A 26179-nucleotide genomic window follows, 5' to 3' on the forward strand; every position below is an offset into this window, starting at 1 on the left:
GCGTTGGCTCTATACCTGCCAAGCAAGCACGATGGCCAACCGGTCGCGGCGACGCAGGTGCAAGTCACTGATCCCAAAGACCATTTGCGTGTGCTTGCGGGAAGAGGTTGGCGCCGGTTTCGAGAGAAGAGAGGGCAAGAAAGAGTCGAACTGGGCGACTTTCGGGCGATGTGGCTTCACCGCGTGGCGCACGCAGATGAGGGTGTCAGGATTTTTGTGTGAGGGGCCTACCATGACGATGTTCAGGAGCCCCCATGCCACGCAAGAAGACCACCCCCGCCGCGAAGCCGGACGCCATTCTTCCCGACGAGCTGCTTGAGAAGCTGATCCCCGGACCGATGGACGCCGCCGGCGTCGAGGCCGTGTTCCAGAAGCTGAAGAAGGCCGTGATCGAGCGCGCCTTGGGGGCTGAGCTGGGCGTGCACTTGGCCAGCCCCGAGGGCGGCTGCGGGAACCATCGCAACGGCCGCAGCGGCAAGACCGTGCTGACCGACGGCGGGCCGCTGCGGATCGAGGTGCCCCGCGACCGGGCCGGCAGCTTCGAACCGCAGCTGATCCCGAAGCATGAGCGCCGGTTTGCCGGCTTTGACGACCGGATCATCTCGATGTATGCCCGCGGCATGTCGGTGCGCGAGATTCAGGGCCATCTGGCCGAGATGTACGCCATCGAGGTGTCAGCGGAGTTCATCAGCGCCGTCACCGACGCGGTGATGGCCGAGGTGGGGGCCTGGCAGGCCCGGCCGCTGGAGCCGATGTACCCGGTGGTGTTCTTCGATGCCCTGCGGGTGAAGATCCGCGAGGACGGCGTGGTGCGCAACAAGGCGGTGTATCTGGCCTTGGGCGTGCTGCCGGACGGGACCCGCGACATTCTGGGGCTTTGGATCGAGAACACCGAAGGCGCGAAGTTCTGGATGAAGGTGTTCAACGATCTCAAGACCCGCGGGGTCACGGACCTGCTGATCGGCGTGGCCGACGGCCTGAAGGGCCTGCCGGAGGCACTGGAGGCGGTGTTTCCGGCCACGACCCTGCAGACCTGCATCGTGCACCTGATCCGCAACAGCCTCGACTATGCGAGCTGGAAGGACCGTAAGGCGCTGGCCGCGGCGATCAAGCCGATCTACACCGCACCGAGCGCGGAGGCCGCCGAGCGCGCGCTGGACGCGTTCGAGGCAGGGCCGTGGGGCCAGCGCTTCCCGACCGTGGTCGCGGCCTGGCGGCGGGCGTGGAGCCGGGTGATCCCGTTCTTCGCGTTCCCGCCCGAAGTGCGGCGGATCATCTACACCACCAACGCCATCGAGAGCGTGCATTCGCGGTTACGCAAGATCATCAAGAGCCGCGGGCACTTCCCAAGCGACGAGGCGGCCACCAAGCTGATCTGGCTGGCCTTGCGCAACATCACCGCGGACTGGAAGCGGGCGAGCAAGGAGTGGAAATCGGCGATGAACCAGTTCGCGATACTATACGGCGACCGCTTCACCCTCGCACCACGCTGAACGACACGAGGACAGATTCAGAAACCGCCCCACACACAAAAAACAGGACATCCCCCACGCAGATCGGCGCCGAACCCCGCGTGGTATCGCGGATACCCACAAATCGGGATAGGGGCGGTCAGGATACCTGACCGGGCCCCTCCCACACCACCCGGCATGCGGGTCCGCACCGGGCGGTTCGAGAAGTTGAGGTCATGAGAGACGGGGAACGCCAAGTTTGTCGAAGTAGGCAATGGTCAGCACCCGGTTGAGCTCGCCCGCGCTATTCCGCCACCAGCAGCGGGAATTGCCTGCCACCCGCTTTGCCACGTGTTCGGACGCGCCTAGGTTGAGCAGTTCCCGGTAGATCGTGCTACCCCGCTTCCAGTGCTTGAGGTGGATCGCCCGTAGTCGGTGGCGCAGCCATTCGTCCAGCGATCGCCAGACGCCCGGTGTTTGCGCCAGCCCAAAGTAGGCTTTCCATCCCAACAGATAAGGTTTCAGTCGCTCAATGACCTCCGCCATGCTGCGTCCGCCTGAGCGCCGGGTCAGTTGCCTCACCCGCTGCTTGAACGTCGCCATCGGCTTGTCGGCCACCCTGCGCTTGACGCCCTCCTTGCCAAACCAGAAGCTGTAGCCCAAGAACTTCCTTCCCTTGACGCTGGCCACCGCACTCTTGGCTTCATTGATCTTGAGCCTCAGCTTGCCGTAACACTTGCGCAGCAGCGCCATGACCCGTTCGCCAGCTTTCCGACTACGGACATAGACGTTGCAGTCGTCGGCATAGCGCGCAAAGCAGTGGCCGTGCTTCTCCAGTACCTTATCCACTTCGTCCAGCATCACATTCGCCAGCAGCGGCGACAGCGGCCCACCTTGCGGCGTGCCTTGATACCGCTCAAACACTACGCCATCGCTCATGATGCCGCTGTTCAGGTACGCCCGTATCAGCCGAATGATTCCAGCATCGTCGATGCGTTTGCGTAGGCGGTCGATGAGGATGTCGTGATTGACTCGATCAAAGAATTTCTCCAGATCGACATCAACCACGATCTTCCGTCCGGACTGGATGTAGCTGTCAGGTCCCGGACGATTACGTGGTTTGAAGATGAAAAGATCGGGGCGTTGAGGGTACCACTTTTTCAAGGCCTCCAGAGGTGTTATGTGTCCGATTGCCTTCTGGGGTAAATGATGGTTGTACAGCCAAACATAACGGGTCAAGGTAGTCTCGAGGTCCTCGGCGCTGTTGAAGTGATGGGTGGCAAGGACCTCGGCAATACGGCCGTTGAAGCGTTCGACCATGCCATTGGTCTGAGGGTGTCTGGGCTTGGTGAGGCGATGCTCGATGCCAAGGGCCTGGCAGAGCTGATCGAACTCGTGCTTCCCGGACGGTGCGCGCGCGCCTGAGGCGAAGAGGCGATCCGTGAACTCCTTGCCGTTGTCGGTGAGGATGTGCGTGATTCTGACCGGGCAGGTCTTGTGCAAGGCCTTCAGGAAGCTTCTGGCCGCGGCTGCGGTCTTGTTTGGCTTAATCTGGATGAAGACCCAACGGGTGGCGCGGTCAATGGCGACGAAGAGATAACGCCTCTGATGTTCGTCGGGCATCTGCGGCAGGTACTTGACGTCGATGTGCAGGTAGCCCGGCATGTAGGTCTTGAATGGCTTGGAAGCAGGCGCATCCTTGGCTTCACTGGGCAGTTGGGATAGGCCATGGCGCTTGAGCAGACGATACAGCCCAGAACGTGAGGCCCGGGGGTTGATGAACTCCCGTGTGACCACCAGCAGATCGTCAAGGGGTAGCTGGAGGGTCTTGCGCAGCTCCACCACCAAAAGCTCCTGCGCCGGGGTGAGCGTCGTCTGCAAACGATGCGCGGTATGCGGGCGATCTTCCACAAAGTCCCGACGCTTCCAGCGGCGGATGGTGTCTTCGGATACGCCCAACTCGGCTGCCAAGGCCGCAACCGACAAGGACGAGGACTGGATGTAGGCGCGGGTGGCGGGGGTTGTGGTGGCGTTTTTGTGTAGGCGAATAATCATGGTTGAGCGCTCCGGAGGTTGTCGATCAGCTCTCGCATCACTGCGCGACTAACGAAGAGTGCACGACGCGAAGGATCTATGCAATCGTCCGGAACCCTACATGTAGCCCTGCGCCGCCAGTATCGCGTCGTGGGCTCGTCGGCCCGGCCGGAAGCCGTAGCTGTACTCGCTGAATGTCGGGTCAAGTAGCGGTTGCAGCACTTGCAGCAGTGCTTGCTGGATCAGCCGATCCGTGACCGTCGGAATGCCGAGCTCGCGCTCGCCACCGTCCGGCTTCGGGATCGTTACCCGTCGTACCGGACTGGGCCGGTACCTCCCCTGCAGCAGTTGTTCCCGAATCAATGGCCACGCCGTCACCAGATGGCGGGCGGTCTGGTCAATGTCCAGCCCATCCACGCCGGCTGCGCCTTTGTTGGCTTTGACTCTCTTCCATGCTCGCCGCAGGTTCTCTCTCGCCAGAACCGCTTGCAGCAGTCCCGGCCCTGTGCTCTCGGTGTCCCGTCGCGGGCCGGCCGCTTCGTCGCTGACAGGTTCCCGCCCGGCTTCACCGTGCGCTACCCCCGCCCGCTCTGCTTGCGCAGACTTCTGACGCCTTGCTTCCAGCATCGACATGGTCTCAAGCACTCCTTCTCGTTCGGCCCTTCGCCCACGACTGGCAGCTACTATGGCCTCTGCTGACTTCTCGCTCCGTGTCACCACGTCGCCCTTTCAGGCATAAGGCGAGATCTCCCCGGGTAAGAACGCACTCCTTCACTGCACAACCGCCGGATTTACGCCGCTTCGCCTTGATCACGAGAGCTTCGCGGATTCATGCCCGCTCGCCCTGCTCGGCAGCGCCTTCTATCCGGTTCTTGTCCATCGGCTCGCAGTTTCGCTCCACGCTTCCTCCCCACACTCGGTCGCCCTCATGCAGTTGCGCTTCGCTTCGTTCGCTGTGATCAACTTACGGTGGGACTTTCACCCACAAGAGTGCGCCCGTGCCGGGCGCACATGAAAATGCCCAACCAATAGAGGTTGGGCGCGGAAGTTTGGTGTGACCTTGCCCGCGAGTTCCGGATCCCATAGCTGAGACCGTTACGCAGCCTGCCTTTTCTGGGCGGCAAGCCAAGCCCGTTCGAATTGCATCGGACTGACATAGCCCAACGACGAATGAAGCCGCCGGTGGTTGTAGAACGTCAGCCAGTCGACGATCTCGTCCATGGCGTCGCGCCGGGTCTTGAAGCGTTTGCCGTGCAGCCTGCCCACCTTGAGCGAGCCCCACAGGCTTTCCGTGGGCGCATTGTCCCAGCAGTTCCCCTTGCGACTCATCGAGCTGCGCATGCCGTAGCCGGTCAGCGCCTTCTGGAAGTCGGCACTGCAGTATTGGCTGCCGCGATCGCTGTGGCATATCAGTCCCGGCGGCGGATGGCGGCGGAACCAGGCCATGTGCAACGCGTCAATCACCAGCTCGCGCCGCATGTGCGGCTGCATCGACCAGCCCACGACCTGGCGGCTGAACAGGTCGATGATCACCGCCAGGTACAGCCAGCCCTCGTCGGTGGCCACATACGTGATGTCGCTCGTCCACACGGCGTTCGGCGTGGCCGGCTTGAACTGCCGATCCACAAGGTTCGGCGCCACCGGCAGCTTGTGGTTGCTGTCGGTCGTAGCCTTGAACTTGCGCTTGCCTCGGGCGCGGATGCCGTGCAGGCTCATGAGCTTGCGAACGCGCTCCTTACCCACCCGAATGCCGCGTGCCAGCAGTTCCTTCCAGATCCGCGGCCAGCCGTACTCGCCACGCGTTTCGGCATGGATCGCTCGGATATGAACCAGCAGAGCATCGTTGCTGATCCCACGTCGTGGTCGTGCCTGGCGCACACGGTGGTCGTGGTACCCACTGGGGCTCACCCCCAGAACTGCGCACGCCACCGACACGGGCCAGCGCTTGCGGTTACGCTCGATCCAGGCGTACTTCACCCCCGCTCCTTCGCGAAGTACGCCGTCGCTTTTCCCAGGATGTCGCGCTCCATCTTGACCCGCGCCAGCTCCGCGCGCAGCCTGGCGATCTCCATCTGCTCTGGGCTCACCGGCTTGCTTCCAGCCCCCGCCAGACGACCGTCTCGGTCCGCACGGATCCAGTTGTGCAGCGTCTGTTGCGCAATGCCCAGGATCTTCGCCGTCGCCGCCATGCTCTGGCCAGCCTTGACCAGCCTGACCGCTTCCAGCTTGAACTCCAGCGTGTAGCGCGCTCTCGTTGCCTTCGTCACTTCCGTTCTCCTTGCCTGTATTCAACCACTCAGCAAGGGATCCGGTTTCCAGGGGCAAGGTCAGTGGTGCAGACGCGACCGGAATCCAACCCACTCTCTCAACGATTGAGCAATCCCGGGCAATCCTGCGGGTTGTTGTGGACGCAATGGCCCCGGCAATGAACGCCGGTCAGTCAGTGCAGGGCGGACTCTCACCTTGTGCGGCGCCGATTGACCGGTAGCGTCGCAGCCTACCATCGAGTGGTTAGCCCCAGCTATGACCGATGGCCCGCCAGCGCGTGTTGGTCAACGAGTTGGCCCGACATCCGCTGGCGTGCAGTTCACGAATTGAATCGAGTAGTCAATGGTTGGAATGACCCTTACGGAGAAGAAAATCGAGTCGAGCGACCTCGTTGCCGTTGGCTGTAATCTTCTGGCCATCGACCGTTTCGAGCGATTGCCCCTCTTTCAGGTGGATAGCCCGTCCGAACTTGTCTTCCAGCGCCATCTTGCCGTCCTCGAATACATACAGGGTTCCACCGTCCTTGAGGAGGAACATTTTCTTGGCGCTGGCCGCTGCCGCGTCACCAGCGAACGATGGGGTTACGATGGCGCTCAGCACGGTGGCGGCGACAACAGCGGTAATCCTGGCTTTCATCTCTACATGTAGGGTTCCGGACGATTGCATAGATCCTTCGCGTCGTGCACTCTTCGTTAGTCGCGCAGTGATGCGAGAGCTGATCGACAACCTCCGGAGCGCTCAACCATGATTATTCGCCTACACAAAAACGCCACCACAACCCCCGCCACCCGCGCCTACATCCAGTCCTCGTCCTTGTCGGTTGCGGCCTTGGCAGCCGAGTTGGGCGTATCCGAAGACACCATCCGCCGCTGGAAGCGTCGGGACTTTGTGGAAGATCGCCCGCATACCGCGCATCGTTTGCAGACGACGCTCACCCCGGCGCAGGAGCTTTTGGTGGTGGAGCTGCGCAAGACCCTCCAGCTACCCCTTGACGATCTGCTGGTGGTCACACGGGAGTTCATCAACCCCCGGGCCTCACGTTCTGGGCTGTATCGTCTGCTCAAGCGCCATGGCCTATCCCAACTGCCCAGTGAAGCCAAGGATGCGCCTGCTTCCAAGCCATTCAAGACCTACATGCCGGGCTACCTGCACATCGACGTCAAGTACCTGCCGCAGATGCCCGACGAACATCAGAGGCGTTATCTCTTCGTCGCCATTGACCGCGCCACCCGTTGGGTCTTCATCCAGATTAAGCCAAACAAGACCGCAGCCGCGGCCAGAAGCTTCCTGAAGGCCTTGCACAAGACCTGCCCGGTCAGAATCACGCACATCCTCACCGACAACGGCAAGGAGTTCACGGATCGCCTCTTCGCCTCAGGCGCGCGCGCACCGTCCGGGAAGCACGAGTTCGATCAGCTCTGCCAGGCCCTTGGCATCGAGCATCGCCTCACCAAGCCCAGACACCCTCAGACCAATGGCATGGTCGAACGCTTCAACGGCCGTATTGCCGAGGTCCTTGCCACCCATCACTTCAACAGCGCCGAGGACCTCGAGACTACCTTGACCCGTTATGTTTGGCTGTACAACCATCATTTACCCCAGAAGGCAATCGGACACATAACACCTCTGGAGGCCTTGAAAAAGTGGTACCCTCAACGCCCCGATCTTTTCATCTTCAAACCACGTAATCGTCCGGGACCTGACATCTACACTCCTTTCAATCAAACGTGAAGGCATTTCTGTCAATGCCTTGTGCGACTGCACAGTATGTATTCTGCGAAGCCACCGCTGACGGGAAGATGAGACGGCCGTTACGTATATGTCAGATTCCATTCGGGATGGGATCGGGATTAATTGTCGTGTGCCAATCTCAATGCATTCCTGCTCACCGAGGCGGGGCGCGGACTCATCGCCACATCGGTGCAAGTGCTTATGGCGATGCCGACTGGGCGCCAAGTGCGGTATCGGTGTGAGGCGGCTCAGGTGCCGTGGTCGAGAGCATTCCAGGCCTCGATAGGGATCAGGTGTCCAACGTCGGGTGGCAACCGATACGACAGACCCAGCGATCTGGGAGTGCAACCAGCACCCACCACGGCACGCGCGACGATCCTCGTGTTCAGACAAGACGGACGCCGCGCAAACGCAGCGCATTGCCGATCACCGATGCGGAGCTGAGACTCATTGCCAGGGCGGCGATCAACGGTGAAAGCAGCCAACCGGTGAGCGGATACAGCACGCCGGCCGCAATGGGAATGCCCAGTGCGTTGTAGAGACTGTTGGACGGATTCATCCGGGCCAGCCTGGTGGGGCTGCCCTTCCTGCTGGCGGCGGTGGCCGTGGGTGCCTGGCTCATCACGCGCACCGGGCTGGCGCCGTTGCTGCGCTTTCGGCGGCAGGCGGCATCGATCGGGGCGCGGTCCCTCGGGCGTCGCATCACCGAGGCGAACCTGCCGTCGGAACTGCAGGAGCTGGCGCGGGAGCTGAATGCGATGCTGGAGCGCATCGACGCCGGCTACCGAAGGCTGCAGGAGTTCTCCGCCGACCTGGCGCACGAGCTGCGCACTCCCATCGCCACGCTCCTCGGGCGCAGCCAGGTGGCCCTGTCGCAGCCGCGCCGCCCCGAGGAGCTGCGCGACGTGCTGGAAGGCAACATCGAGGAGCTGGAACGGCTCTCCCGCCTCATCGCCGACATGCTGTTCATTGTCCAGGCGGACCATGGCCAGGCGCTGGCGTGCCACGAACGCGTGCACTTGCACGAGGAGTCGAACCGGGTCACCGAGTACCTGGGCCTGGTCGCGGAGGAAAAGGGCGTGACGGTCAACGTGGCAGGGGAGGCGACCATCGACGGCGACCCGCTGTTGATCCAGCGCGCGGTGACCAACCTGCTCTCCAATGCGGTGCGCCACGCTCGCGCCCACTCGGTGGTCGATGTCTCGATCCAACAGGACGCAGACGGGGCAGCCTCGCTGGCCGTGAGCAACGTCGGCGATCCGATCGCGCCCGAGCAGCTGGCACGGCTGTTCGACCGCTTCTACCGTGCGGACGCCTCGCGCGCCCGGTGGAGCGGTGGCACCGGGCTGGGGTTGGCCATCGTGCGCTCGATCATGCACGCGCACGGCGGCGAGGTGCAGGCCGCCAGCGATGCGGCGGGCGGCCGCAACACCTTCACCCTGCACTTTCCGGGCGCAGGCCCGCAGCGACATCACTCGGCGGCAGCGTAAGCGTCCCTCGCCGCGGAAGCCGCGTTCGGTGTGCGCGCAGCGCGTCTGAGCTCCCATTCCTTCACCAGCGCGTAGATCGCCGGGATGACGCCCAGGGTGAGCACGGTCGAGGAGATCATGCCGCCTACCATGGGGGCGGCGATGCGGCTCATGATCTCCGAGCCTGTACCGGTGCCCCACATGATCGGCAGGAGGCCGGCCATGATCGCGACGACCGTCATCATCTTCGGACGCACGCGTTCGACGGCACCTTCCATGATGGCGGCGTAGAGGTCGGCCGCCTGCGGACGTCGGCCTTCCCGTTCACACCGTCGGCGCGCCTCGTCCCAGGCGTGATCGAGGTAGATCAGCATCACGACGCCCGTCTCCGCGGCCACGCCGGCCAGCGCGATGAAGCCCACCGCCACCGCCACGGAGAGGTTGTATCCGAGCATCCACAGCAGCCAGACGCCGCCGACCAGCGCGAAGGGAACCGACAGCATCACGATGAGCGTTTCCGTCAGGCGGCGGAAGTTCAGGTACAGCAGCAGGAAGATCGTCAGCAGGGTCACCGGAATGACGATCTTCATGCGGTCGATGGCGCGCTCCATGTACTCGAACTGGCCGCTCCAGGTGGCGTAGTAGCCGGGCGGGAACTTCACCTGCTCGGCCACGGCCTTGCGCGCCTCGGCCACGTAGGAGCCGATGTCGCGGTTGCGGATGTCGACGAAGATGTACGCCGACAGCAACCCGTTCTCCGTCCGGATGCCGGGCGTCCCGCGGGCCACCTGCACCTTCGCGACCTGGCCGAGCGGGACCATCGTGCGGCCCTCCATCGTCGGCACCAGCACCTCGCGCTCGATCAACTGAGGGTTGGCCCGCAGCTCGCGCGGATAGCGCACCGTCACGCCATAACGCTCCCGTCCTTCGACCGTCGTGGTGACGATCTCGCCGCCCAGCGCGGTCGAGATCACATCCATCAGCTCCCCGACCGAGAGCCCGTAGCGCGCAAGCTGCGCGCGGTCCGGTTCAATGTTGAGATAGAAGCCGCCCGTGATGCGCTCGGCGAAGGCCGAGGTCGTGCCGGGGACCTTCTTGACGACGGCCTCGATCTCCTTGGCCAGCCGCTCCATCTCCAGCAGGTCCTTGCCGAACACCTTGATGCCGATGGGCGTGCGGATGCCCGTGGAGAGCATGTCGATGCGGGCCTTGATCGGCATGGTCCAGGCGTTGGATACACCGGGGAACTGGAGGGCCTGGTCCATCTCGGCGATGAGCTTGTCCACCGTCATCCCCTCGCGCCATTCGGATTCGGGCTTGAGGTTGATGACGGTCTCGAACATCTCCAGCGGGGCCGGGTCGGTGGCGGTGTTCGCGCGGCCCGCCTTGCCGTAGACCGAAGCCACCTCGGGGAAGCTCTTGATGATCTTGTTCTGCGTCTGAAGCAGCTCGGCAGCCTTGGTGATCGACATGCCCGGCAGGGATGCAGGCATGTACAGCAGGGTGCCCTCGTTGAGCGTGGGCATGAACTCGGTGCCGAGCCGGCTCGCGGGGTACAAGGTGGCCAGCAAGACGATCACCGAGGCGAGGATGGTCGTCTTCTTCCAGCGCATCACGCCGGCGATCATCGGGCGGTAGGCCCAGATCAGGAAGCGGTTCACCGGGTTCTTCGCCTCCGGCAGGATGCGTCCGCGGATGAACAGCATCATCAGCACCGGCACGAGCGTCACCGACAGCAGCGCGGCGCCCGCCATCGAGAAGGTCTTCGTGTAGGCCAGCGGCGAGAACAGCCGCCCCTCTTGCGACTCCAGCGTGAACACCGGCAGGAACGACACGGTGATGATGAGCAGCGAGAAGAAGAGCGCGGGCCCCACCTCCTTGCAGGCGTCGAGTATCGCGGCGGCCCGCTCGGCCGTGGTGTGCCCTGCCGGCAAGCGCTCCAGGTGCTTGTGGGCGTTCTCGATCATCACGATCGCCGCGTCCACCATGGCCCCGATGGCGATGGCAATGCCGCCCAGACTCATGATGTTGGAGTTCATCCCGAGCAGGCGCATCGCGATGAAGGCGATGAGCACCCCCACCGGCAGCATCAGGATCGCGACCAGGGCCGAGCGCACGTGCAGCAGGAAGATGACGCACACCGCTGCGACGATCAGGCTTTCCTCGATCAGCGTCCGCGTGAGCGTGTCGATGGCACGGTGGATCAGCTCGGACCGGTCGTAGACCGACTCGATCGAAACACCGGCGGGAAGCCCGGACGCGATCTCGGCGATCTTGAGCTTGAGGTTGTCGATCACCTCCAGCGCATTCTGACCATAGCGGGCCATCGCGATGCCCGACACCACTTCGCCTTCGCCGTTGAGCTCCGAAAGCCCCCGGCGCTCGTCGGGTACGAGCTCCACCCGCGCGATGTCGCGGATGAGGACCGGCGTGCCGCCGTCGCTCTTGACCGCGAGGGTCTCCAGGTCCGCCGGCCCGCGCAGGTAGCCCCTGCCGCGCACCATGTACTCGGTTTCCGCCATTTCGACGACGCGTCCGCCCACGTCGCGGTTGGAGTCGCGGATGACCTGCGAGACCTTCGACAGCGGAATGCCGTAGGAACGCAGCTTGGCCGGGTCCACGGTGACCTGGTAGGTCTGGACGAACCCGCCCAGGGAGGCGACCTCGGCCACGCCAGGGGCCTTCGTGAGTTGGTAGCGCACGTACCAGTCCTGGATGCTGCGCAGCTCGGCGAGCGTGCGGTCCTTGGCGAGCAGCACGTACTGGTACACCCAGCCCACGCCCGTGGCGTCGGGCCCGAGCTGCGGGCTCACGCCTTTCGGCAGGCGGCCGGCCGCGAAGTTCAGGTACTCCAGTACCCGGCTGCGCGCCCAGTAGATGTCGGTGCCGTCCTCGAAGATCACGTAGACGAAGGAGGCCCCGAAGAACGAGAAGCCCCGCACGACCTTCGACTTGGGCACCGCCAGCATGGCGGTGGTCAGCGGGTAGGTGACCTGGTCCTCGACGACCTGGGGCGCCTGCCCCGGGTACTCCGTGTACACGATGACCTGGACGTCGGACAGGTCCGGCAGCGCATCCAGCGGCGTCTTCAGCACGGCATAGAGGCCGACGACGACGACGAACAAGGTGGCGAGCAGGACGACGAAGGGATTGCGGCCGGACCAGCCGATGATCTTGGCAAGCATCGCCGCTCCTTACATCCGGGAAACGGACGTGATGACCCATTCGCCCGGTTCGCGCTCGACGAACTCGAACCTGACCTTGGTACCAGGCTTCAAGTCGCGCAGCAGGCTTTCGTTGGCCACCTTGAACTTCATGGTCATGGCCGGCCAGCGCAAGGTGGGAACGGGGCCATGGTTGAGGCTCAGCGAGCCGGTCTTTGCGTCCACGTCCTCCACGATGCCCTCGGCCCGGTGCCCCACCGAGGCGGGCGCGCCGGCGGCGGGCGGGGGAGCGGCATGGCCGGCATGGGCCGCAGCGCCGGTGGCCGCAGGGCCCGAGGCTGGCACCGCCGAGGGGCCGGGAGCGGCATGGCCGGCATGGGCCGCAGCGCCGGTGGCCACAGGGCCCGAGGCTGGCACCGCCGAGGGGCCGGGAGCGGCATGGCCGGCATGGGCCGCCAGCGCGCCAACGGCGGCTTTGAGGTTGCTCTCGGCGTCGATCAGGAAGTTCGCGGCCACCACGACCTGCTCGCCCTCACGCACGCCCTCCAGCACCTGAACGTGGGTGTCGCTGCGCGCGCCCGTCTTCACCTCCCGCGGCTCGAAGCGGCCCTCGCCGACTTGCACCAGGACGATGCGTCGCGTTCCGCTGTCGATGACGGCCGAATCGGGCACGGCCAGGACCGGCCTCGTGTCGGCGGCGGCCAGCTCCACCTGGGCGAACATGGCCGGCTTGAGCAGGTGCCCCGGATTGGCGAGTTCGAGCCGCACGGGGATCGTCCTCGTCTGCGCGTTCAGCGTGGGATACACGTAAGTCACCGTGCCGCTGAAGGTCCTTTCCGGGTACGCATCGATGCGCACCGTGGCCCGCGCACCGCGCTTGAGCGAGCCGATGTCCTGCTCGAAGACATCAGCGATCACCCAGACGGCGCCGAGGTCCGTCACCTGGTACAGCGTTTCGCCCGGCATGAACCGCATGCCCTGGACGGCTTTCTTCTCGGTCACGATGCCGCTGACCGGCGAGCGGAACGTCACGGTGCGGCGGATTTCGCCGGTGCGGGCGAGCGCTTCCACCTGATCAGGCGGGATGTCCCAGTTGCGCAGGCGCAGCAGGCTCGATTCCGCCAGCTGGCGCATGCCGGCGGCGGCGTCGCCCCCCGCTCCCGCCAGCGCTCGCACCCCCTGAGCCGCGATGGCGTACTCGCGCTGGGCCGAGACCAGCTCCGGGCTGTACACCTCGAACAGCGCCTGGCCGCGTGCGACCGGCTGCCCCGTTGCGTTCACATGGAGGCGCTCCACGTACCCTTCGAACTTGGCCGTCACGGCATAGACGCGGCGCTCGTCGGGCTCCACACGTCCGCTCGCGCGCACGACGCGTCCCAACGGACGCAGGGCGGCGGCTTCCGTTCGCACACCCATCTTCTGCACCTTCTCGGCGCTGATACGGACCTGCGGCGCGCCGCTCGTGCTTTCGGGCTCCTCGCCTTCGTACACGGGGATGTAGTCCATCCCCATCGGATCCTTCTTGGGTGTGGGCGAGGTGTCCGGCAACCCCATCGGGTTGCGGTAGTAGAGGATCCTGCGCGCCGCAGGCCCGGCCTTCGCGGTCTCGGCACTGGTGGGGGTTGCCGTGGCGGCGGAGTGCTGGCGGCTGCTCCACCATTGGCCGGCCACGACACCGGCTGCGGCCACGGTCACGGTGAGCAGGGCCACGAACGAGTTCTTCACAGCGCGTCTCCCAGGATGCGTTCGATCTCCGCGGCGCGCATCTGCGCGTCGACCTGTGTTTTGAGCAGGTCCAGGCGGGCCCTGCGGGTCTGGCGTAGTGCTTCCAGCAGGCTGGTGAAGTCCACCTTGCCCGTCTCGTAACCGGCCAGCGCGGATTGCAGGCTCAACTCGGCCTGCGGCAGTTGGCGCGTTCGGATCAGCTCTTCGCCGTGGCGCGCCGCCTCCAGCGCCGACAGCTGCTCTTCGAGCTCGGCGGCGGCCTGGGTGGCAGCGGCCTCGGCGCGTGCACGCGCCGCTTCGACCATGGCCGCGGCCTCGCGCTCCTGCGACCGACGGCTGGCTTGCTGGAGCGGGATGTTGAACTCCACCATCAGCGTCCACTCCGTCACGCGCGACCTCATCTGCGTGGGAGTGATCCCGATGTTGAAGTCGGGATAGCGGTTGCGCCACGTGAGGTCGCGGTTCGATTGCGCGGCCTCGAGCCGGGCTGCCTCCGCCCGCACCAGGGGGTTGGCCTCGCGCACGCGAGCCAACAGTTCGGTTGCGGGCAATGCTGCCGTGGCGGGCAGGGCCGGCAGGTCTTGCGGTTCCGCCAGCGGCGCGCCCGGGCCGCGCCCGAGCAGCGCGTTCAGCCGCGCCTGCAACTGGCGCTTGTCGTTGGCCGCCGCGATCAGCTCCGAGCGCATGGCGGTTTGCTCCAACTGGGCGCGAAGCACGTCCTGCTGCGCCGCCAGGCCGCCGGCATAGCGGGTCTGGGCCACCTGCTCCATGCGGGTGACGAGGTCCAGGAGTTCGCGGGTGATGCGTTCGTTGCGGCTGGCCAGGAAGTACTGCGCATAGGCCACGCGGATGCGCGCGGCCTGCTCCGCCCAGAGGACCGCGGCCCGCGCCTGGGCCTGCCGGGCCTCCGCTTCCGCGGCCTGGCGGCGCAGCTCGCGCTTGCCCCAGGCGGGGAACTGCTGCATCAACGTGTACTTCGTCTGGGCCACCTTCGACGGCAGCAAGCTGGGGCCGGCGCTGTTGCCGTAGTTGTTGAAGTTCTCGAGCTCGACGCGCAGCACCGGGTCGGGCAAGGCTGCGGCCGGCTGCACGCGCTGTGCCGCGGCAGCGGCTTCGTGCTGCATCGAGGCGAGCTCGGGGTTGTTCTGGCGGGCGTAGTCGAGAAGAGATGCGAGGTCGCTGCCCAGTGCGGCCTGCTGCGCGGCTGCCCACAGGGGCAACGCCAACAGGACGGCACCGGCGCCAGCACGTACCCCTGCAAGGGACCAATGGCGGGCCATGTCGCGGGCGAGGAAGCCGAGGAACGGCATCAGCGCCGGGTCGTCGCTGTCGCCGGGGGCCGCGCGCGTGAGCACGACCTCACCGTTCGGGCGGATGGTGTAGTGGATCTTGTCGCGCTTGCCCAGGCGCAGCGCGCGGCGCACGGTTTCCGGCACGGTCGTCTGATAGCGATCGGTCAGCGTTGATTCGGCTTCGAGGGTGGCAGGCATGGCGGTTCTCCGGCTGCAATCGGGACGAGTGCAATGCAACTGCCCCAGCTATGACCGATGGCCCGCCAGCGCGTGTTGGTCAACGAGTTGGCCCGACATCCGCTGGCGTGCAGTTCACGAATTGAATCGAGTAGTCAATGGTTGGAATGACCCTTACGGAGAAGAAAATCGAGTCGAGCGACCTCGTTGCCGTTGGCTGTAATCTTCTGGCCATCGACCGTTTCGAGCGATTGCCCCTCTTTCAGGTGGATAGCCCGTCCGAACTTGTCTTCCAGCGCCATCTTGCCGTCCTCGAATACATACAGGGTTCCACCGTCCTTGAGGAGGAACATTTTCTTGGCGCTGGCCGCTGCCGCGTCACCAGCGAACGATGGGGTTACGATGGCGCTCAGCACGGTGGCGGCGACAACAGCGGTAATCCTGGCTTTCATCTCTACACTCCTTTCAATCAAACGTGAAGGCATTTCTGTCAATGCCTTGTGCGACTGCACAGTATGTATTCTACAAAGCCACCGCTGACGGGAAGATGAGACGGCCGTTACATATATGTCAGATTCCATTCGGGATGGGATCGGGATTAATCGTGTGCCAATCTCAATGCATTCCTGCTCACCGGGGCGGGGCGCGGACTCATCGCCACATCGGTGCAAGTGCTTATGGCGATGCCGACTGGGCGCCAAGTGCGGTATCGGTGTGAGGCGGCTCAGGTGCCGTGGTCGAGAGCATTCCAGGCCTCGATAGGGATCAGGTGTCCAACGTCGGGTGGCAACCGATACGACAGACCCAGCGATCTGGGAGTGCAACCAGCACCCACCACGGCACGCGCGACGATCCTCGTGTTCAGACAAGACGGACGCCACGCAAACGCAGCGCATTGCCGATCACCGATGCGGAGCTCAAACTCATCGCCAGGGCGGCGATCAACGGTGAAAGCAGCCAACCGGTGAGCGGATACAGCACGCCGGCCGCAATGGGAATGCCCAGTGCGTTGTAGAGAAAGGCGAACATCAGGTTCTGCTTCATGTTGCGGACCGTGGCCACTGACAAGGCGCGCGCCACCGCAATACCGCGCAGGTCACCCTTGACGAGCGTGATCTGTGCGCTGTTCATCGCCACGTCGGTGCCGGTGCCCATGGCGATACCGACGTCGGCCTTTGCCAAGGCCGGGGCATCATTGATGCCGTCACCAGCCATCGCAACGATACGCCCCTCGCGCTGCAGCCGCTCCACCAGTTGCAGTTTGTCGGCGGGCTTGACCTCGCCATGCACCTCATCGATGCCCAAGCGCGCCGCCACGGCCTTGGCCGTGGTCAGACCGTCGCCCGTGGCCATGACGATGCGCAAGCCCTCCGCGCGCAGCGACGCCAGCGCTTGCGGTGTGGTCTTCTTCACCGGGTCGGCGACGGCCAGGACTGCGGCGAGCACGCCATCGACGGCCAGATACATGACGCTGGCCCCCTCGGTGCGCAGCGCCTCCGCCCGCTCGGCCAATGGCCGCACGTCCACACCGAGCTGTTCCATCAGCGCGGTGTTGCCCAGTGCCACGGCATGTCCATCGACGCGCCCGCGCACGCCGATGCCTGAGTGCGAGTCGAACTCCTCGGCGCGTGAGAGCACCAGGCCCTGCTCGCGCGCGGCCGTGACGATGGCTTCCGCCAGCGGGTGCTCGCTGCCCTGGTCGAGGCTGGCAGCCAGTCGCAAGGCTTCGCCGGCGGTGAAGCCTTCGGCTGCGATCGTCGTCTGATAGCGCGGCCGGCCCTCGGTCAATGTGCCGGTCTTGTCGACGATCAGGGTATCGACCTGGCGCATTTTCTCGATCGCGGCGGCATCGCGAAACAGCACCCCCTGCGTAGCCCCTCGCCCGGTCGCCACCATGATCGACATGGGCGTGGCCAAGCCCAGCGCGCAGGGGCAGGCGATGATCAGCACAGCCACGGCGTTGATGAGGCCAAAAACCCAACGCGGTTCCGGCCCGAACAGGCCCCAGGCAAAAAAGGTCAGCACGGCGATGGACACCGTCGCGACCACGAAATAGCCCGCCACGACATCGGCCATGCGCTGCATCGGCGCCTTGGACCGCTGCGCCTGCGCCACCATCTGCACAATCTGGGACAGCATGGTCGCCGAGCCGACACGTTCGGCGACCATGACGAGCGCGCCACTGGTATTGAGCGTCGCACCGATGACCTTGTCGCCCACCCGCTTGGTCACGGGCAGGGACTCCCCCGTCAGCATCGATTCGTCCACAGCGCTGCTGCCCTCGATTACCGTACCATCTACCGGAACCTTTTCGCCGGGTCGAATGCGCAGCCGATCGCCGACATGGATGTGCGTCAGGGGCACGTCCTCTTCCGTGCCATCGTCGCGAAGGCGCCGGGCGGTCTTGGGGGCCAGTCCGAGCAAGGACTTGATGGCGGCCGAGGTCTGCGAACGCGCCTTGAGTTCCAGTACCTGCCCCAGCAGGGTCAGGGAAATGATCACCGCCGCCGCCTCGAAGTACACCGCGACCCGTCCCATGGACACGAACGAGTCCGGGAACAGTTGTGGGGCCACGGTCGCCGCCACGCTGTAGACGAACGCCGCCCCGGTGCCCAGCCCGATCAGGGTCCACATGTTCGGGCTGCGATGGACCACGGACTGCCAGCCGCGCACGAAGAACGGCCAGCCCGCCCACAGGACGATGGGCAGGGACAAAACGAGTTCGATCCAGGTCTGTGTGCGCGCCTCGAACCAATGCAACTGGTGGCCGAACATGGCCAGCACAGTGACCATGACGGTCAGCGGCAGGGTGCACCAGAAGCGGCGCTGGAAATCGCGCAGCTCGGGACTCTCTTCTTCTTGGAGATCGGGCAGCACCGGCTCCAGCGCCATGCCGCACTTCGGACAATAGCCGGGGTGATCCTGCCGGATCTCGGGGTGCATGGGGCAGGTGTAGATCGTGCCTGCCGCCAGCGCCGGCGCTTCGACAGACGAAGGCTCATGGCCGCTGTAGGCATAGCGCGCCGGCTCGGCGACGAACTTCGCCCGGCACTTGGCGCTGCAGAAGTAAAAGAGTCGGCCTGCGTGCTCGACGTGGTGCTCGGACTGCGCGGTCACGTCCATGCCGCAGACAGGGTCCTTCAGACCTTCGGCCCGCTGCTGTGCGCTCGGGTGGTCATGGGCGTGTCGGCGGTGTTCGTGGTCTGATCGCAGGTCCATGACTTCACGCCTCCCTGTTGGCGGGTTTGTCGGGCGGCGCACCATGCCCGCCATCGCCACCGTGGCCATGCAGCAGGTGCATCAGCGGGCACGCCAGCAGCAACAAGTATACCCAATTGCCTGCGACATGGCTCCAGTGCTCGCGCAGCAGGTAGAAGCCGCCGATGAGGGCCACCATCAGCAACGCGATCCTGACACGCCGGCTCAGGCCGGACGAGCCACGCGTGTCGGGGTGGTGATCATGATGCGTCGCGCTCATCGCCGGGTGAGGGGTTTCTTCATGGATGGGAACTGAACACTTGTGCCGACCCGTCTTTCCCAACCAGCAAGACCTGGTAGGCATCACGTCGGCCGCCATACACCGGCCCGTCCATGCCGGGTGAACCAATGGGCATGCCCGGCACCGCCAAGCCCAGGGCTTGGGGCTTTTCCTTGAGCAGCCGCTGGATGTCCGTGGCGGGTACGTGGCCTTCGATCACATAGCCCTGGATCAGGGCCGTATGGCAGGAACCGAATTTCTGCGGCATCCCGAGGCGAGCGCGGGCCGCGCCGTTGCCCTGGTCGACGGCATTCACGCGGAATCCGCTTTTCTCCAGGTGGGCAATCCAGTCCTTGCAACACCCACAGTTCGGGTCCTTCCACACCTGCACGGCAAGCGTCTGCGGTGCGGCGGCTGGTGCCAGGGAGGGAAGACTCAGCGCAAGCACCGCCAGCAGCAGCCTGCGCCGCCGGGGGAACGGTTGATCAACGGTTTGGTGCATGACAAGGACCCCCGGTGACGCTGCTTATTCGACGACGATCTTGCCCACCATGCCCGCTTCCATATGGCCGGGGATGAGGCAGGCGAAGTCCACCGTACCGGGCTGATCGAACTGCCAAACCAGCCCGCCGCGCTGGCCAGGCTGGAGCGTCACCATGTTCGGCTCGGCATGCTGCATCTGGGGCATCTTGCGCATCATCTCAGCGTGTTCTTTGAGCTCCTGCAAGGAGCCGACCACCATTTCATGCGGCACCTTGCCCGCGTTTTTGACAAAGAAGCGGATCGTCTCGCCCTTTTTGACCGTGATGGTGGCGGGCGTGAACCGCATCGTGTCGTCCATGACCACCTCGATGGTGCGGTCGACCTTGGCGGGATCGCCTGGTTTGCCGACGTTGGAGTGTGATGCGCCACCGTGCATCGAACCGTGCATGCCTTGCATGTCGTGCCCGGCCATGCCATGGCCGCCCTGATGATTGCCGGCGGCCAGCGCCAACACAGGCAACGCGCTCAGCGCCAAAACGCTCAAGGTTTTCTTCATCATCGGTTTCTCCTTAGGGTTGGTGAATAAGATCGGAGTTGCGCGTGGCGGCTTCTAGAACCACAGCCGCACACCCGCCACATAACGCGTTTCCCGGGTACGCTGTCCTTCGGCGCGCGCAAAATCGGCGGTCTGTCCGAACTTGCGAGCCCATTCGACGCCGACGTAGGGCGCGAACTGGCGCGAGAACTCGTAACGCAGGCGCAGGCCTGCCGCCGCATCGGCCAGCCCGCTGCCCAGGCCACGCGCTTCATCGCGCCGGCCATACAGATTGACTTCCATGCGGGGCTGCAGAATCAGGCGCTGGGTGAGCAGGAGTTCGTACTCGCCCGACAGGCGCAGTGCCGTGCGTCCCGAGCTGCCGACGTAGGCGGTGGCATCGACGTCGAACCAGTACGGGGCGAGCCCTTGGATGCCCACAGCGAGCCAAGTCCGGTCAGGCCCCGTGCCGCTGTCCAGCCGCACCCCGAGTTGGGTGTCCCAGTACGAGGCGATCGCATGGCCCCACAGGACCTCCGTGCGTGCCTCCTCCAGTTTGCCTTTGGCGACGTCACCCTCGGCCTTGAGGACCAGGCGGTCGTAGGTGCCGCCGAACCAGGCTTGCGCCTCATAGGCGGTGGCGTTGCCGTCCTTCGTGTCGACGCGCTCCAGGCGATCGAGGAGCACGCTGCCGAACGCATGTTCATCGGACAGCCGCAGTTGCCGTGGCCCAGGAAATGCGTACGGGCCCGACTCCAAGGTCAAGCCATTGGCATACGCGTGCGGATCGCGGGCATCGGCGGGGGCGGGGCCGCCTTGCATGCGCATGCTGCCGTGGTCCATGGTGGCGTTCGCGGACGATGGGGCGCGCGTTGGGGCGGCAGCCGCGCCCGAGTGCGCGGCATGGGCGCCGCCTTCCATCGTTGTTTGCGCCCAGACGGGCGCCGCACCGAGCAGCACCAGCGCCGCAGTGAAGAGAGAGCAGGGTTTCATGGCGAATCTACTTGGGATGAGTTTCATGACACGACCACCACGCGGAACATGCCCATGTCCATGTGCAACATCAGGTGGCAGTGCCAGGCCCAGCGACCCAGGGCGTCGGCGGTCACGAGGAAGCTGACGCGCTGCGCGGGTTGAACCGGGACGGTGTGGCGACGCACCAGGAACTGCCCGTCGGGCGTTTCCACCTCGCTCCACAGCCCATGCAAATGCATCGGGTGCGTCATCATCGTGTCGTTGTGCAGGATGACGCGCACCCGCTCGCCGTACTTCAGATGCACCGGCGTGCTCTTGCCGAACTCGAGGCCGTCGAGCGACCAGGTATAGCGCTCCATGTTGCCGGTGAGGTGCAGCTCGATCTCGCGCTCGGCCCCGCGAGGATCGAGAGGGCCGCCGATCGTTTTGAGGTCGGCCAGCGTCAGCACGCGCCGGCCGTTGTTGCGCAGGCCAATGCCCGGATCGTCAAGATTGGTGCGCGGCATGTCCACCCGCATATCCGTGCTTGGGCCGTATTCCGTGCGTGCGTGACGGACCGTGGCGCTGGGCTTGGCCATCGCGCCGCCTGTCATGCCATGCATCGCGTGCTGGCCGTGATCCATGGCCATCGCGCCATGGTTCATGCCGGACATGTCGTGCTTCATGCCCGGCATGTCGTGGCCCATCGCGCCGTGGTCCATCGCGCCCATCATGTCGGCCATGGTGAGCCATTCGACGGGATCGAGAGCAGGCACGGCGGCGTTCAAGCCCTCGCGCACCGCGAGCGTGCCGCGGGCGAAGCCGGTTCGATCCATCGATTGCGCGAAGATCGTGTAGGCGTCCTCTCGGGGCGTGACGATCACGTCGTAGGTCTCGCCCGGCCCGAAGCGGAACTCATCGACGGTGACGGGCTCGACGTTCTGCCCGTCGCTTTGCACCACCGTCATCTTGAGCCCCGGGATGCGCACGTCGTAGAAGGTGTTGGCCGCGCCGTTGATGAACCGCAGACGCACGCGCTCGCCCGGCCGGAACAGGCCAGTCCAATTGCCGGCAGGGGTGACGCCGTTCATCAGGTAGGTCAATGTCGCCCCCGAGAGATCGGCCAGATCGGTCGGGTTCATCCGCATCTGGTTCCACATCGCACGCTTGTCGAGTGCGCGGGAAAGCCCCATGTCGGCGACGTCGCGGAAGAAGTCAATGGCCGTCGGCTGGTTGTAGTTGTAGTAGTCGCTCTGCACCTTGAGCTTGGCGAGCACCCGCATGGGGTCTTCGTCGGTCCAGTCGGACAGCAGCACGACATGGTCGCGGTCGGCGCGGATGGGGTCTGCCTCACGCGGCTCGACGATCAAGGCCCCGTACATGCCGGTCTGCTCCTGCATGCCGGAGTGCGAGTGATACCAGTAGGTGCCGGTTTGTTCGAGGCGAAACTGGTAGGTGAAGGTTTCGCCAGGGGCGATGCCCGGGAAACTGACCCCAGGCACCCCGTCCATCTGGTAGGGCAGGATGATCCCGTGCCAGTGGATCGAGGTGGCTTCGCGCAGGCGGTTGGTGACGCGGATGGTGACCGTGTCGCCTTCCCGAAGTTTGAGCGTCGGCGCCGGGATGGAGCCGTTGATGGTGGTCGCCATCCTTGGCCTGCCGGTGAAGTTGACCGGCGACTCGGCAACCACCAGGTCGATGTTCGTGCCGCTGAGCACGGGCGCCGCACCCGTGCGCGTGTCGGCCAGCCCCTGTGCCGCAGCACGCACCCAGGGTGACAGGCCGACCATCACGCCGCCGGCGACCAAGCCGCGCACGAAACGCCGCCGCGAGGGCATCAACGGCAATGGCAAATGAAACGGACTCAAAGATGACATGGGCTTCTCGCGATGAGTTACTGAAGTCGTGGGTGAGATGCTATGGAGCCACCCTGTCAGGATGCTGTTCGTTAGATTACATGTTTGTTATCTTCATGTCAGGTGCACCCAAAATCGTCACACTAGCGGCTATTCGATATGGCCGAGCACCCTCATGAAGATACTGATCGTTGAAGATGAGCCCAAAACGGGCGACTACCTGCGTCAAGGCTTGAGCGAAGCGGGTTTCGTGGTCGATCTGGCGCAAGACGGCGCCGACGGTCTGCACCTGGCCTTGCAGGGCGAGTACGACCTGGTCATCCTGGATGTGATGCTGCCCGGCCTCGACGGCTGGCAGGTACTCCAGTCCTTGCGCCATCGCGGCCTGCAGATGCCGGTGCTGTTCCTGACCGCACGCGATCAGGTGGAAGACCGGGTCAAAGGCCTTGAACTCGGTGCGGACGACTATCTGGTCAAGCCTTTCTCCTTTGCCGAATTGCTGGCCCGCGTGCGCACGATCCTGCGTCGAGGGCGCAGCGGCAACGAGAGCACCGTGCTGCGCGTGGCCGACCTCGAACTGGACCTGCTGCGCCGACGCGTTTCACGCGGCGGGCGACGAATCAGCCTGACGGCCAAAGAGTTCGGCTTGCTGGAACTGCTGATGCGCCGTCATGGCGAGGTCCTGCCCCGCTCCCTGATCGCCTCGCAGGTCTGGGACATAAATTTCGACAGCGACACCAATGTGATCGAGGTGGCCATCTCGCGCTTGCGCGCGAAGATTGATGCGGGGCATGAGGTCAAGCTGATCCACACCGTACGTGGCATGGGTTACGTATTGGAAGTGCCGGAGGAGCACTGAATGTTTCGCTCCCTGTCACTGACGACCCGGCTCACCCTCTTCTTTACGTTGGCGGCTGCGGCTGTGGTGTTTGGCTTGGCCTTGTTGGTCATCGCTGCATCCGATCGGCATTTCATCGAGCTGGATCACATGGCGCTGCAGGACAAGCAGCACCTGATCGAGGATATTTTGGCGCGATCCAATTCGGCCGAGGACGCCAAGTGGCTGCTGCGTGAGGCATCGAGCCACCATCACGGGCTGTACGTCAGCGTCCATGATTCGAAAGGTGAAACGCTCTTCCAGTCCGAAGGATTTCGCCTCCCGCGCGAACTGTCACCGGCCGATGAAGGCAACGGCAACGACGCGCTGATCCATTGGGCCGACGAAGGGCAGGCGTTTCGCGGGATGCTTGTCCGGGTTATTCCAGCCTATGACGCAACGACGCGGCTGGACATCCTCGTTGCCATGGACACGGCGCATCACACACGGTTCATGCTGGAGTTGCGGCGCACCCTGATGACCTATGCCGTCGTGACGATCGTCATCTGTGGCTTGCTGAGCTGGTTTGCCGCGTACAAGGGGCTGGCGCCATTGCGTGCCATGAAATCCAGAGCCACCACGCTCACGAGCCAGCGGCTGCACCAGCGCATGCCCGTCGAGGCGGTACCCATCGAAATGGCCGATCTGGCTCACGAACTCAACAAGATGCTGGACCGGCTGGAAGACGCGTTCACGCGACTGTCGGAGTTCTCGTCGAATCTGGCGCATGAGCTGCGCACCCCCCTGAGCAACCTGCTGACCCAGACCCAGGTCGCGTTGGCTACCCGGCGGGATGCCGATACCTACCGGGAGATCCTGGCTTCCAATGCCGAGGAACTGCAGCGTCTGGGCCGCATGGTGTCCGATATGCTGTTCCTGGCCAAGGCCGAACGCGGGATGATGCTGCCAAACCGGGAACGTTTCTCGGCAGCCGAGGAAACGCACGCCCTGATCGAGTTCTATGAGGCGGTCGCCGAGGAGAAGGGCGTCAGACTGGCTCAGCGTGGTGAGGGCGAGATCGTCGGTGATCGCTTGATGTTCCGCCGTGCCCTGAGCAATCTGCTTTCGAACGCGCTGCGCCACACCCCGCCACATGGCGAGGTCACGATCGAGATCAGCCAGTCTTCCCAAGCCACCCGGGTGAGCGTCGAGAACACCGGCGAGGACATCGACCCGAGGGTACTGCCGCGCCTGTTCGATCGGTTTTACCGTGCTGACCCATCGCGGTCACATCCGGAAACCGACGGCGCAGGGCTGGGATTGGCGATTACCCGCGCCATTATGCAAACCCATGGAGGATCGATCAGCGTGACGTCCGCGCAGGGCAGGACCCGGTTCTGCCTGGAGTTCCCAGGCGGAACCTGATGAGGTGAAGCAGTTGGGGCGAGCCAGCCCAAGTGCCTTTGGGGCACTTCTCGAAACCTCCCTAACCGTTGTCGCCAGTGAGCCGGCATGATGTCGCCCATGATCACCCCGCGCATCAAGCCCTCGTCTTTGTGGCGTCACCAGCCTGGCGCTGACCTGTTCGTGCAAGACCAACGCCAAGCCAAGCTCGGCGGCTTCATCGCCAACCTGGCAGCAATGGACGAACTGATCGACTTCGCGGCCATTGCCGCCCGGGTCGACACCGCCTGCCCTCGCGCTGACCGTAGCAAAGGCGGGCGCCCGCCGTACCCCACCGAGGTGATGGTGCGGCTGCTGTTCATCCAGTCGCTGTACAACCTCAGCGACGAGGACTGCGAGTACCAGGTGCTGGACCGCATGAGCTTCCAGCACTTCTGCCGCCTGGACGCAGCACTGCACATCCCCGATGCGCGCACGCTGTGGAGTTTCAAGCAGCGCTTGGCCCAAGGCGGTCTGGGCGGGCGCGCCATCTTCGAGGCGGTGAGCCTGCAGTTGCAGCAGCACGGCTACATCCCGCGCGGCGGGCAGATCGTGGATGCCAGCATCGTGCAGGCACCGCTCACCCAGGCGAACAAGGACGAGCGCGAAGCGCTCAACGAAGGCCGCAGGCCCGAGGGCTGGAATGCCAAGCGGCTGCAGCACACCGACCGCGACGCGCGCTGGACCAAGAAGCACGGCAAGAGCTTCTACGGCTACAAGGTGCACGCCAACGCGGACGCGCGCTACAAGCTGATCCGCCGGGTCAAGGTCACGCCGGCCAATGTCGATGACGGCCAGACGCTCAAGGAGGTGCTGGACCGCGCCAACACCGGCGCGCGGCTGCTGGCCGACCGAGGCTACGACGCGCAGACCAACCGCCAGTTGCTGCAGGCCCACGGGCTGCGCGACGGCATCGCGCGGCGTGCCAAGCCCGGGCAGGAGCGGCGCGTGCGACTGGACGCGCGCAACAAGGCGATCAACCGCGTCCGCGCCAGAGGCGAACATGTGTTCGCCGGCCTCGAGCAGTTGGGCGGCAAGTGCGTGCGGGCGATGACGCTGGCGAGAAACGAACTGGCGATCCTGCTGAAGTGCGCGGCGTACAACGCCAAGCGGCTGGTCTGGCTGGTGCGCCATGACCCGTGCGGGTGTGCGCGATGAAGGCAGAGGTGCGCCCGCTGCAGCCTGCAAACGCCGTTTTGCAGGGCCTCGGGCGCCCGCCAAGGCTGCGATGACGGGGCCTGAGCGGCACCGAGAACCCCGAACTGAACGACGCGAGCGCCCTCATGCCGGTTCAGTCTTCGG

The 26179-nt window shown here is 64.8% G+C and carries 19 protein-coding genes and 4 pseudogenes; 6 read left to right on the top strand and 17 right to left on the bottom strand.

Going from position 1 to position 26179, the window contains the following annotated elements:
• Positions 1-254 precede the first annotated feature (254 nt).
• Positions 255-1493 (top strand): IS256 family transposase, encoded by a 1239-nt coding sequence (locus ACPYIS_RS02345; protein ID WP_132963481.1) that lies wholly within the window; start codon positions 255-257, stop codon positions 1491-1493.
• A 192-nt stretch (positions 1494-1685) separates the two neighbouring features.
• Here ACPYIS_RS02345 and ACPYIS_RS02350 read toward each other — a convergent pair.
• The 5 genes and pseudogenes from ACPYIS_RS02350 to ACPYIS_RS02370 form a co-directional block, all read right to left on the bottom strand.
• Positions 1686-2546: pseudogene (locus ACPYIS_RS02350) on the bottom strand (reverse transcriptase domain-containing protein); the annotation flags it as partial.
• Positions 2547-3506: pseudogene (locus ACPYIS_RS02355) on the bottom strand (IS481 family transposase); the annotation flags it as partial.
• Between the two features lie 99 nt (positions 3507-3605).
• Positions 3606-4118 (bottom strand): annotated as a pseudogene (locus tag ACPYIS_RS02360) (reverse transcriptase domain-containing protein); the annotation flags it as partial.
• Between the two features lie 462 nt (positions 4119-4580).
• A protein-coding gene (locus tag ACPYIS_RS02365) for an IS3 family transposase (RefSeq protein WP_424859250.1) occupies positions 4581-5752 on the bottom strand; the annotation gives its coding sequence in 2 pieces (ribosomal slippage) (positions 4581-5497 and positions 5497-5752; 1173 coding nt in all).
• Between the two features lie 340 nt (positions 5753-6092).
• Positions 6093-6389: a CopK family periplasmic copper-binding protein gene (locus tag ACPYIS_RS02370; protein WP_058616470.1), complete on the bottom strand. Its 297-nt coding sequence runs from the start codon at positions 6387-6389 to the stop codon at positions 6093-6095.
• Positions 6390-6497: 108 nt separating this feature from the next.
• Between ACPYIS_RS02370 and ACPYIS_RS02375 the strand changes: the two genes are divergently transcribed.
• Positions 6498-7484: an IS481 family transposase gene (locus ACPYIS_RS02375; protein ID WP_424858590.1), complete on the top strand. Its 987-nt coding sequence runs from the start codon at positions 6498-6500 to the stop codon at positions 7482-7484.
• 385 nt (positions 7485-7869) lie between these two features.
• Here the strand turns inward: ACPYIS_RS02375 and ACPYIS_RS02380 are convergent, their stop codons facing one another.
• Positions 7870-8043: a hypothetical protein gene (locus tag ACPYIS_RS02380; protein WP_424860207.1), complete on the bottom strand. Its 174-nt coding sequence runs from the start codon at positions 8041-8043 to the stop codon at positions 7870-7872.
• Between ACPYIS_RS02380 and ACPYIS_RS02385 the strand changes: the two genes are divergently transcribed.
• Positions 8030-8974: a heavy metal sensor histidine kinase gene (locus tag ACPYIS_RS02385; protein ID WP_424858589.1), complete on the top strand. Its 945-nt coding sequence runs from the start codon at positions 8030-8032 to the stop codon at positions 8972-8974. The two genes, ACPYIS_RS02380 and ACPYIS_RS02385, sit on opposite strands and share 14 nt — an antisense overlap.
• On the opposite strand, the gene ACPYIS_RS02390 is transcribed toward ACPYIS_RS02385, so the two are convergent.
• From ACPYIS_RS02390 to ACPYIS_RS02440, 11 genes and pseudogenes are all read right to left on the bottom strand, one after another.
• Positions 8956-12138, bottom strand: a complete 3183-nt coding sequence (locus ACPYIS_RS02390) for an efflux RND transporter permease subunit (protein ID WP_425973819.1) — start codon at positions 12136-12138, stop codon at positions 8956-8958. The two genes, ACPYIS_RS02385 and ACPYIS_RS02390, sit on opposite strands and share 19 nt — an antisense overlap.
• Positions 12139-12147: 9 nt before the next feature.
• Positions 12148-13827 (bottom strand): efflux RND transporter periplasmic adaptor subunit, encoded by a 1680-nt coding sequence (locus ACPYIS_RS02395; RefSeq protein ID WP_425973820.1) that lies wholly within the window; start codon positions 13825-13827, stop codon positions 12148-12150.
• Positions 13828-13838: 11 nt separating this feature from the next.
• The gene (locus tag ACPYIS_RS02400) at positions 13839-15122 is read right to left on the bottom strand and encodes a TolC family protein (protein ID WP_424860162.1); all 1284 of its coding nucleotides are present in this window, start codon (positions 15120-15122) and stop codon (positions 13839-13841) included.
• A pseudogene (locus tag ACPYIS_RS02405) lies at positions 15111-15332 on the bottom strand (type II toxin-antitoxin system PrlF family antitoxin); the annotation flags it as partial. The pseudogene ACPYIS_RS02405 and the gene ACPYIS_RS02400, both read right to left, overlap by 12 nt.
• A gap of 134 nt (positions 15333-15466) precedes the next feature.
• Positions 15467-15763: a CopK family periplasmic copper-binding protein gene (locus ACPYIS_RS02410; RefSeq protein WP_058616470.1), complete on the bottom strand. Its 297-nt coding sequence runs from the start codon at positions 15761-15763 to the stop codon at positions 15467-15469.
• A 409-nt stretch (positions 15764-16172) separates the two neighbouring features.
• Entirely contained in the window at positions 16173-18530 is a 2358-nt protein-coding gene (locus tag ACPYIS_RS02415; RefSeq protein WP_425973821.1) for a heavy metal translocating P-type ATPase, read from the bottom strand.
• Positions 18531-18534: 4 nt separating this feature from the next.
• Complete coding sequence (locus ACPYIS_RS02420; RefSeq protein WP_124221162.1) at positions 18535-18708, bottom strand: DUF2933 domain-containing protein; 174 nt, start codon at positions 18706-18708, stop codon at positions 18535-18537.
• A 100-nt stretch (positions 18709-18808) separates the two neighbouring features.
• Positions 18809-19291, bottom strand: a complete 483-nt coding sequence (locus tag ACPYIS_RS02425; RefSeq protein WP_043702089.1) for a DUF411 domain-containing protein — start codon at positions 19289-19291, stop codon at positions 18809-18811.
• Positions 19292-19315: 24 nt separating this feature from the next.
• On the bottom strand, positions 19316-19828 hold the full coding sequence (locus tag ACPYIS_RS02430; protein WP_425974140.1) for a cupredoxin domain-containing protein: 513 nt from the start codon (positions 19826-19828) through the stop codon (positions 19316-19318).
• 54 nt (positions 19829-19882) lie between these two features.
• Positions 19883-20800, bottom strand: a complete 918-nt coding sequence (locus ACPYIS_RS02435; RefSeq protein WP_425973824.1) for a copper resistance protein B — start codon at positions 20798-20800, stop codon at positions 19883-19885.
• 23 nt (positions 20801-20823) lie between these two features.
• Complete coding sequence (locus tag ACPYIS_RS02440; protein ID WP_424895147.1) at positions 20824-22638, bottom strand: copper resistance system multicopper oxidase; 1815 nt, start codon at positions 22636-22638, stop codon at positions 20824-20826.
• A 154-nt stretch (positions 22639-22792) separates the two neighbouring features.
• On the opposite strand from ACPYIS_RS02440, the gene ACPYIS_RS02445 reads away from it, so the two are divergent.
• The 3 genes from ACPYIS_RS02445 (at position 22793) to ACPYIS_RS02455 (ending at position 26035) form a co-directional block, all read left to right on the top strand.
• Complete coding sequence (locus ACPYIS_RS02445) at positions 22793-23476, top strand: heavy metal response regulator transcription factor (protein ID WP_424895146.1); 684 nt, start codon at positions 22793-22795, stop codon at positions 23474-23476.
• The gene (locus ACPYIS_RS02450) at positions 23477-24859 is read left to right on the top strand and encodes a heavy metal sensor histidine kinase (protein ID WP_425973826.1); all 1383 of its coding nucleotides are present in this window, start codon (positions 23477-23479) and stop codon (positions 24857-24859) included.
• Positions 24860-24958: 99 nt separating this feature from the next.
• On the top strand, positions 24959-26035 hold the full coding sequence (locus ACPYIS_RS02455; RefSeq protein WP_425973827.1) for an IS5 family transposase: 1077 nt from the start codon (positions 24959-24961) through the stop codon (positions 26033-26035).
• The last annotated feature ends 144 nt before the right edge of the window (positions 26036-26179 follow it).

It is taken from the genome of Tepidimonas sp. HKU78, from assembly GCF_049860815.1.
Lineage (GTDB): Bacteria > Pseudomonadota > Gammaproteobacteria > Burkholderiales > Burkholderiaceae_C > Tepidimonas.

Excerpts from the sequence above, each read along its gene's own strand:
- ACPYIS_RS02345 (WP_132963481.1), top strand. The coding sequence starts at position 255 with ATGCCACGCAAGAAGACCACCCCCGCCGCGAAGCCGGACGCCATTCTT.
- ACPYIS_RS02370 (WP_058616470.1), bottom strand. The coding sequence starts at position 6,389 with ATGAAAGCCAGGATTACCGCTGTTGTCGCCGCCACCGTGCTGAGCGCC.
- ACPYIS_RS02375 (WP_424858590.1), top strand. The coding sequence starts at position 6,498 with ATGATTATTCGCCTACACAAAAACGCCACCACAACCCCCGCCACCCGC.
- ACPYIS_RS02380 (WP_424860207.1), bottom strand. The coding sequence starts at position 8,043 with ATGAATCCGTCCAACAGTCTCTACAACGCACTGGGCATTCCCATTGCG.
- ACPYIS_RS02390 (WP_425973819.1), bottom strand. The coding sequence starts at position 12,138 with ATGCTTGCCAAGATCATCGGCTGGTCCGGCCGCAATCCCTTCGTCGTC.
- ACPYIS_RS02400 (WP_424860162.1), bottom strand. The coding sequence starts at position 15,122 with ATGGCCCGCCATTGGTCCCTTGCAGGGGTACGTGCTGGCGCCGGTGCC.
- ACPYIS_RS02410 (WP_058616470.1), bottom strand. The coding sequence starts at position 15,763 with ATGAAAGCCAGGATTACCGCTGTTGTCGCCGCCACCGTGCTGAGCGCC.
- ACPYIS_RS02415 (WP_425973821.1), bottom strand. The coding sequence starts at position 18,530 with ATGGACCTGCGATCAGACCACGAACACCGCCGACACGCCCATGACCAC.
- ACPYIS_RS02420 (WP_124221162.1), bottom strand. The coding sequence starts at position 18,708 with ATGGTGGCCCTCATCGGCGGCTTCTACCTGCTGCGCGAGCACTGGAGC.
- ACPYIS_RS02425 (WP_043702089.1), bottom strand. The coding sequence starts at position 19,291 with ATGCACCAAACCGTTGATCAACCGTTCCCCCGGCGGCGCAGGCTGCTG.
- ACPYIS_RS02430 (WP_425974140.1), bottom strand. The coding sequence starts at position 19,828 with ATGAAGAAAACCTTGAGCGTTTTGGCGCTGAGCGCGTTGCCTGTGTTG.
- ACPYIS_RS02435 (WP_425973824.1), bottom strand. The coding sequence starts at position 20,800 with ATGAAACCCTGCTCTCTCTTCACTGCGGCGCTGGTGCTGCTCGGTGCG.
- ACPYIS_RS02440 (WP_424895147.1), bottom strand. The coding sequence starts at position 22,638 with ATGTCATCTTTGAGTCCGTTTCATTTGCCATTGCCGTTGATGCCCTCG.
- ACPYIS_RS02445 (WP_424895146.1), top strand. The coding sequence starts at position 22,793 with ATGAAGATACTGATCGTTGAAGATGAGCCCAAAACGGGCGACTACCTG.
- ACPYIS_RS02450 (WP_425973826.1), top strand. The coding sequence starts at position 23,477 with ATGTTTCGCTCCCTGTCACTGACGACCCGGCTCACCCTCTTCTTTACG.
- ACPYIS_RS02455 (WP_425973827.1), top strand. The coding sequence starts at position 24,959 with ATGATCACCCCGCGCATCAAGCCCTCGTCTTTGTGGCGTCACCAGCCT.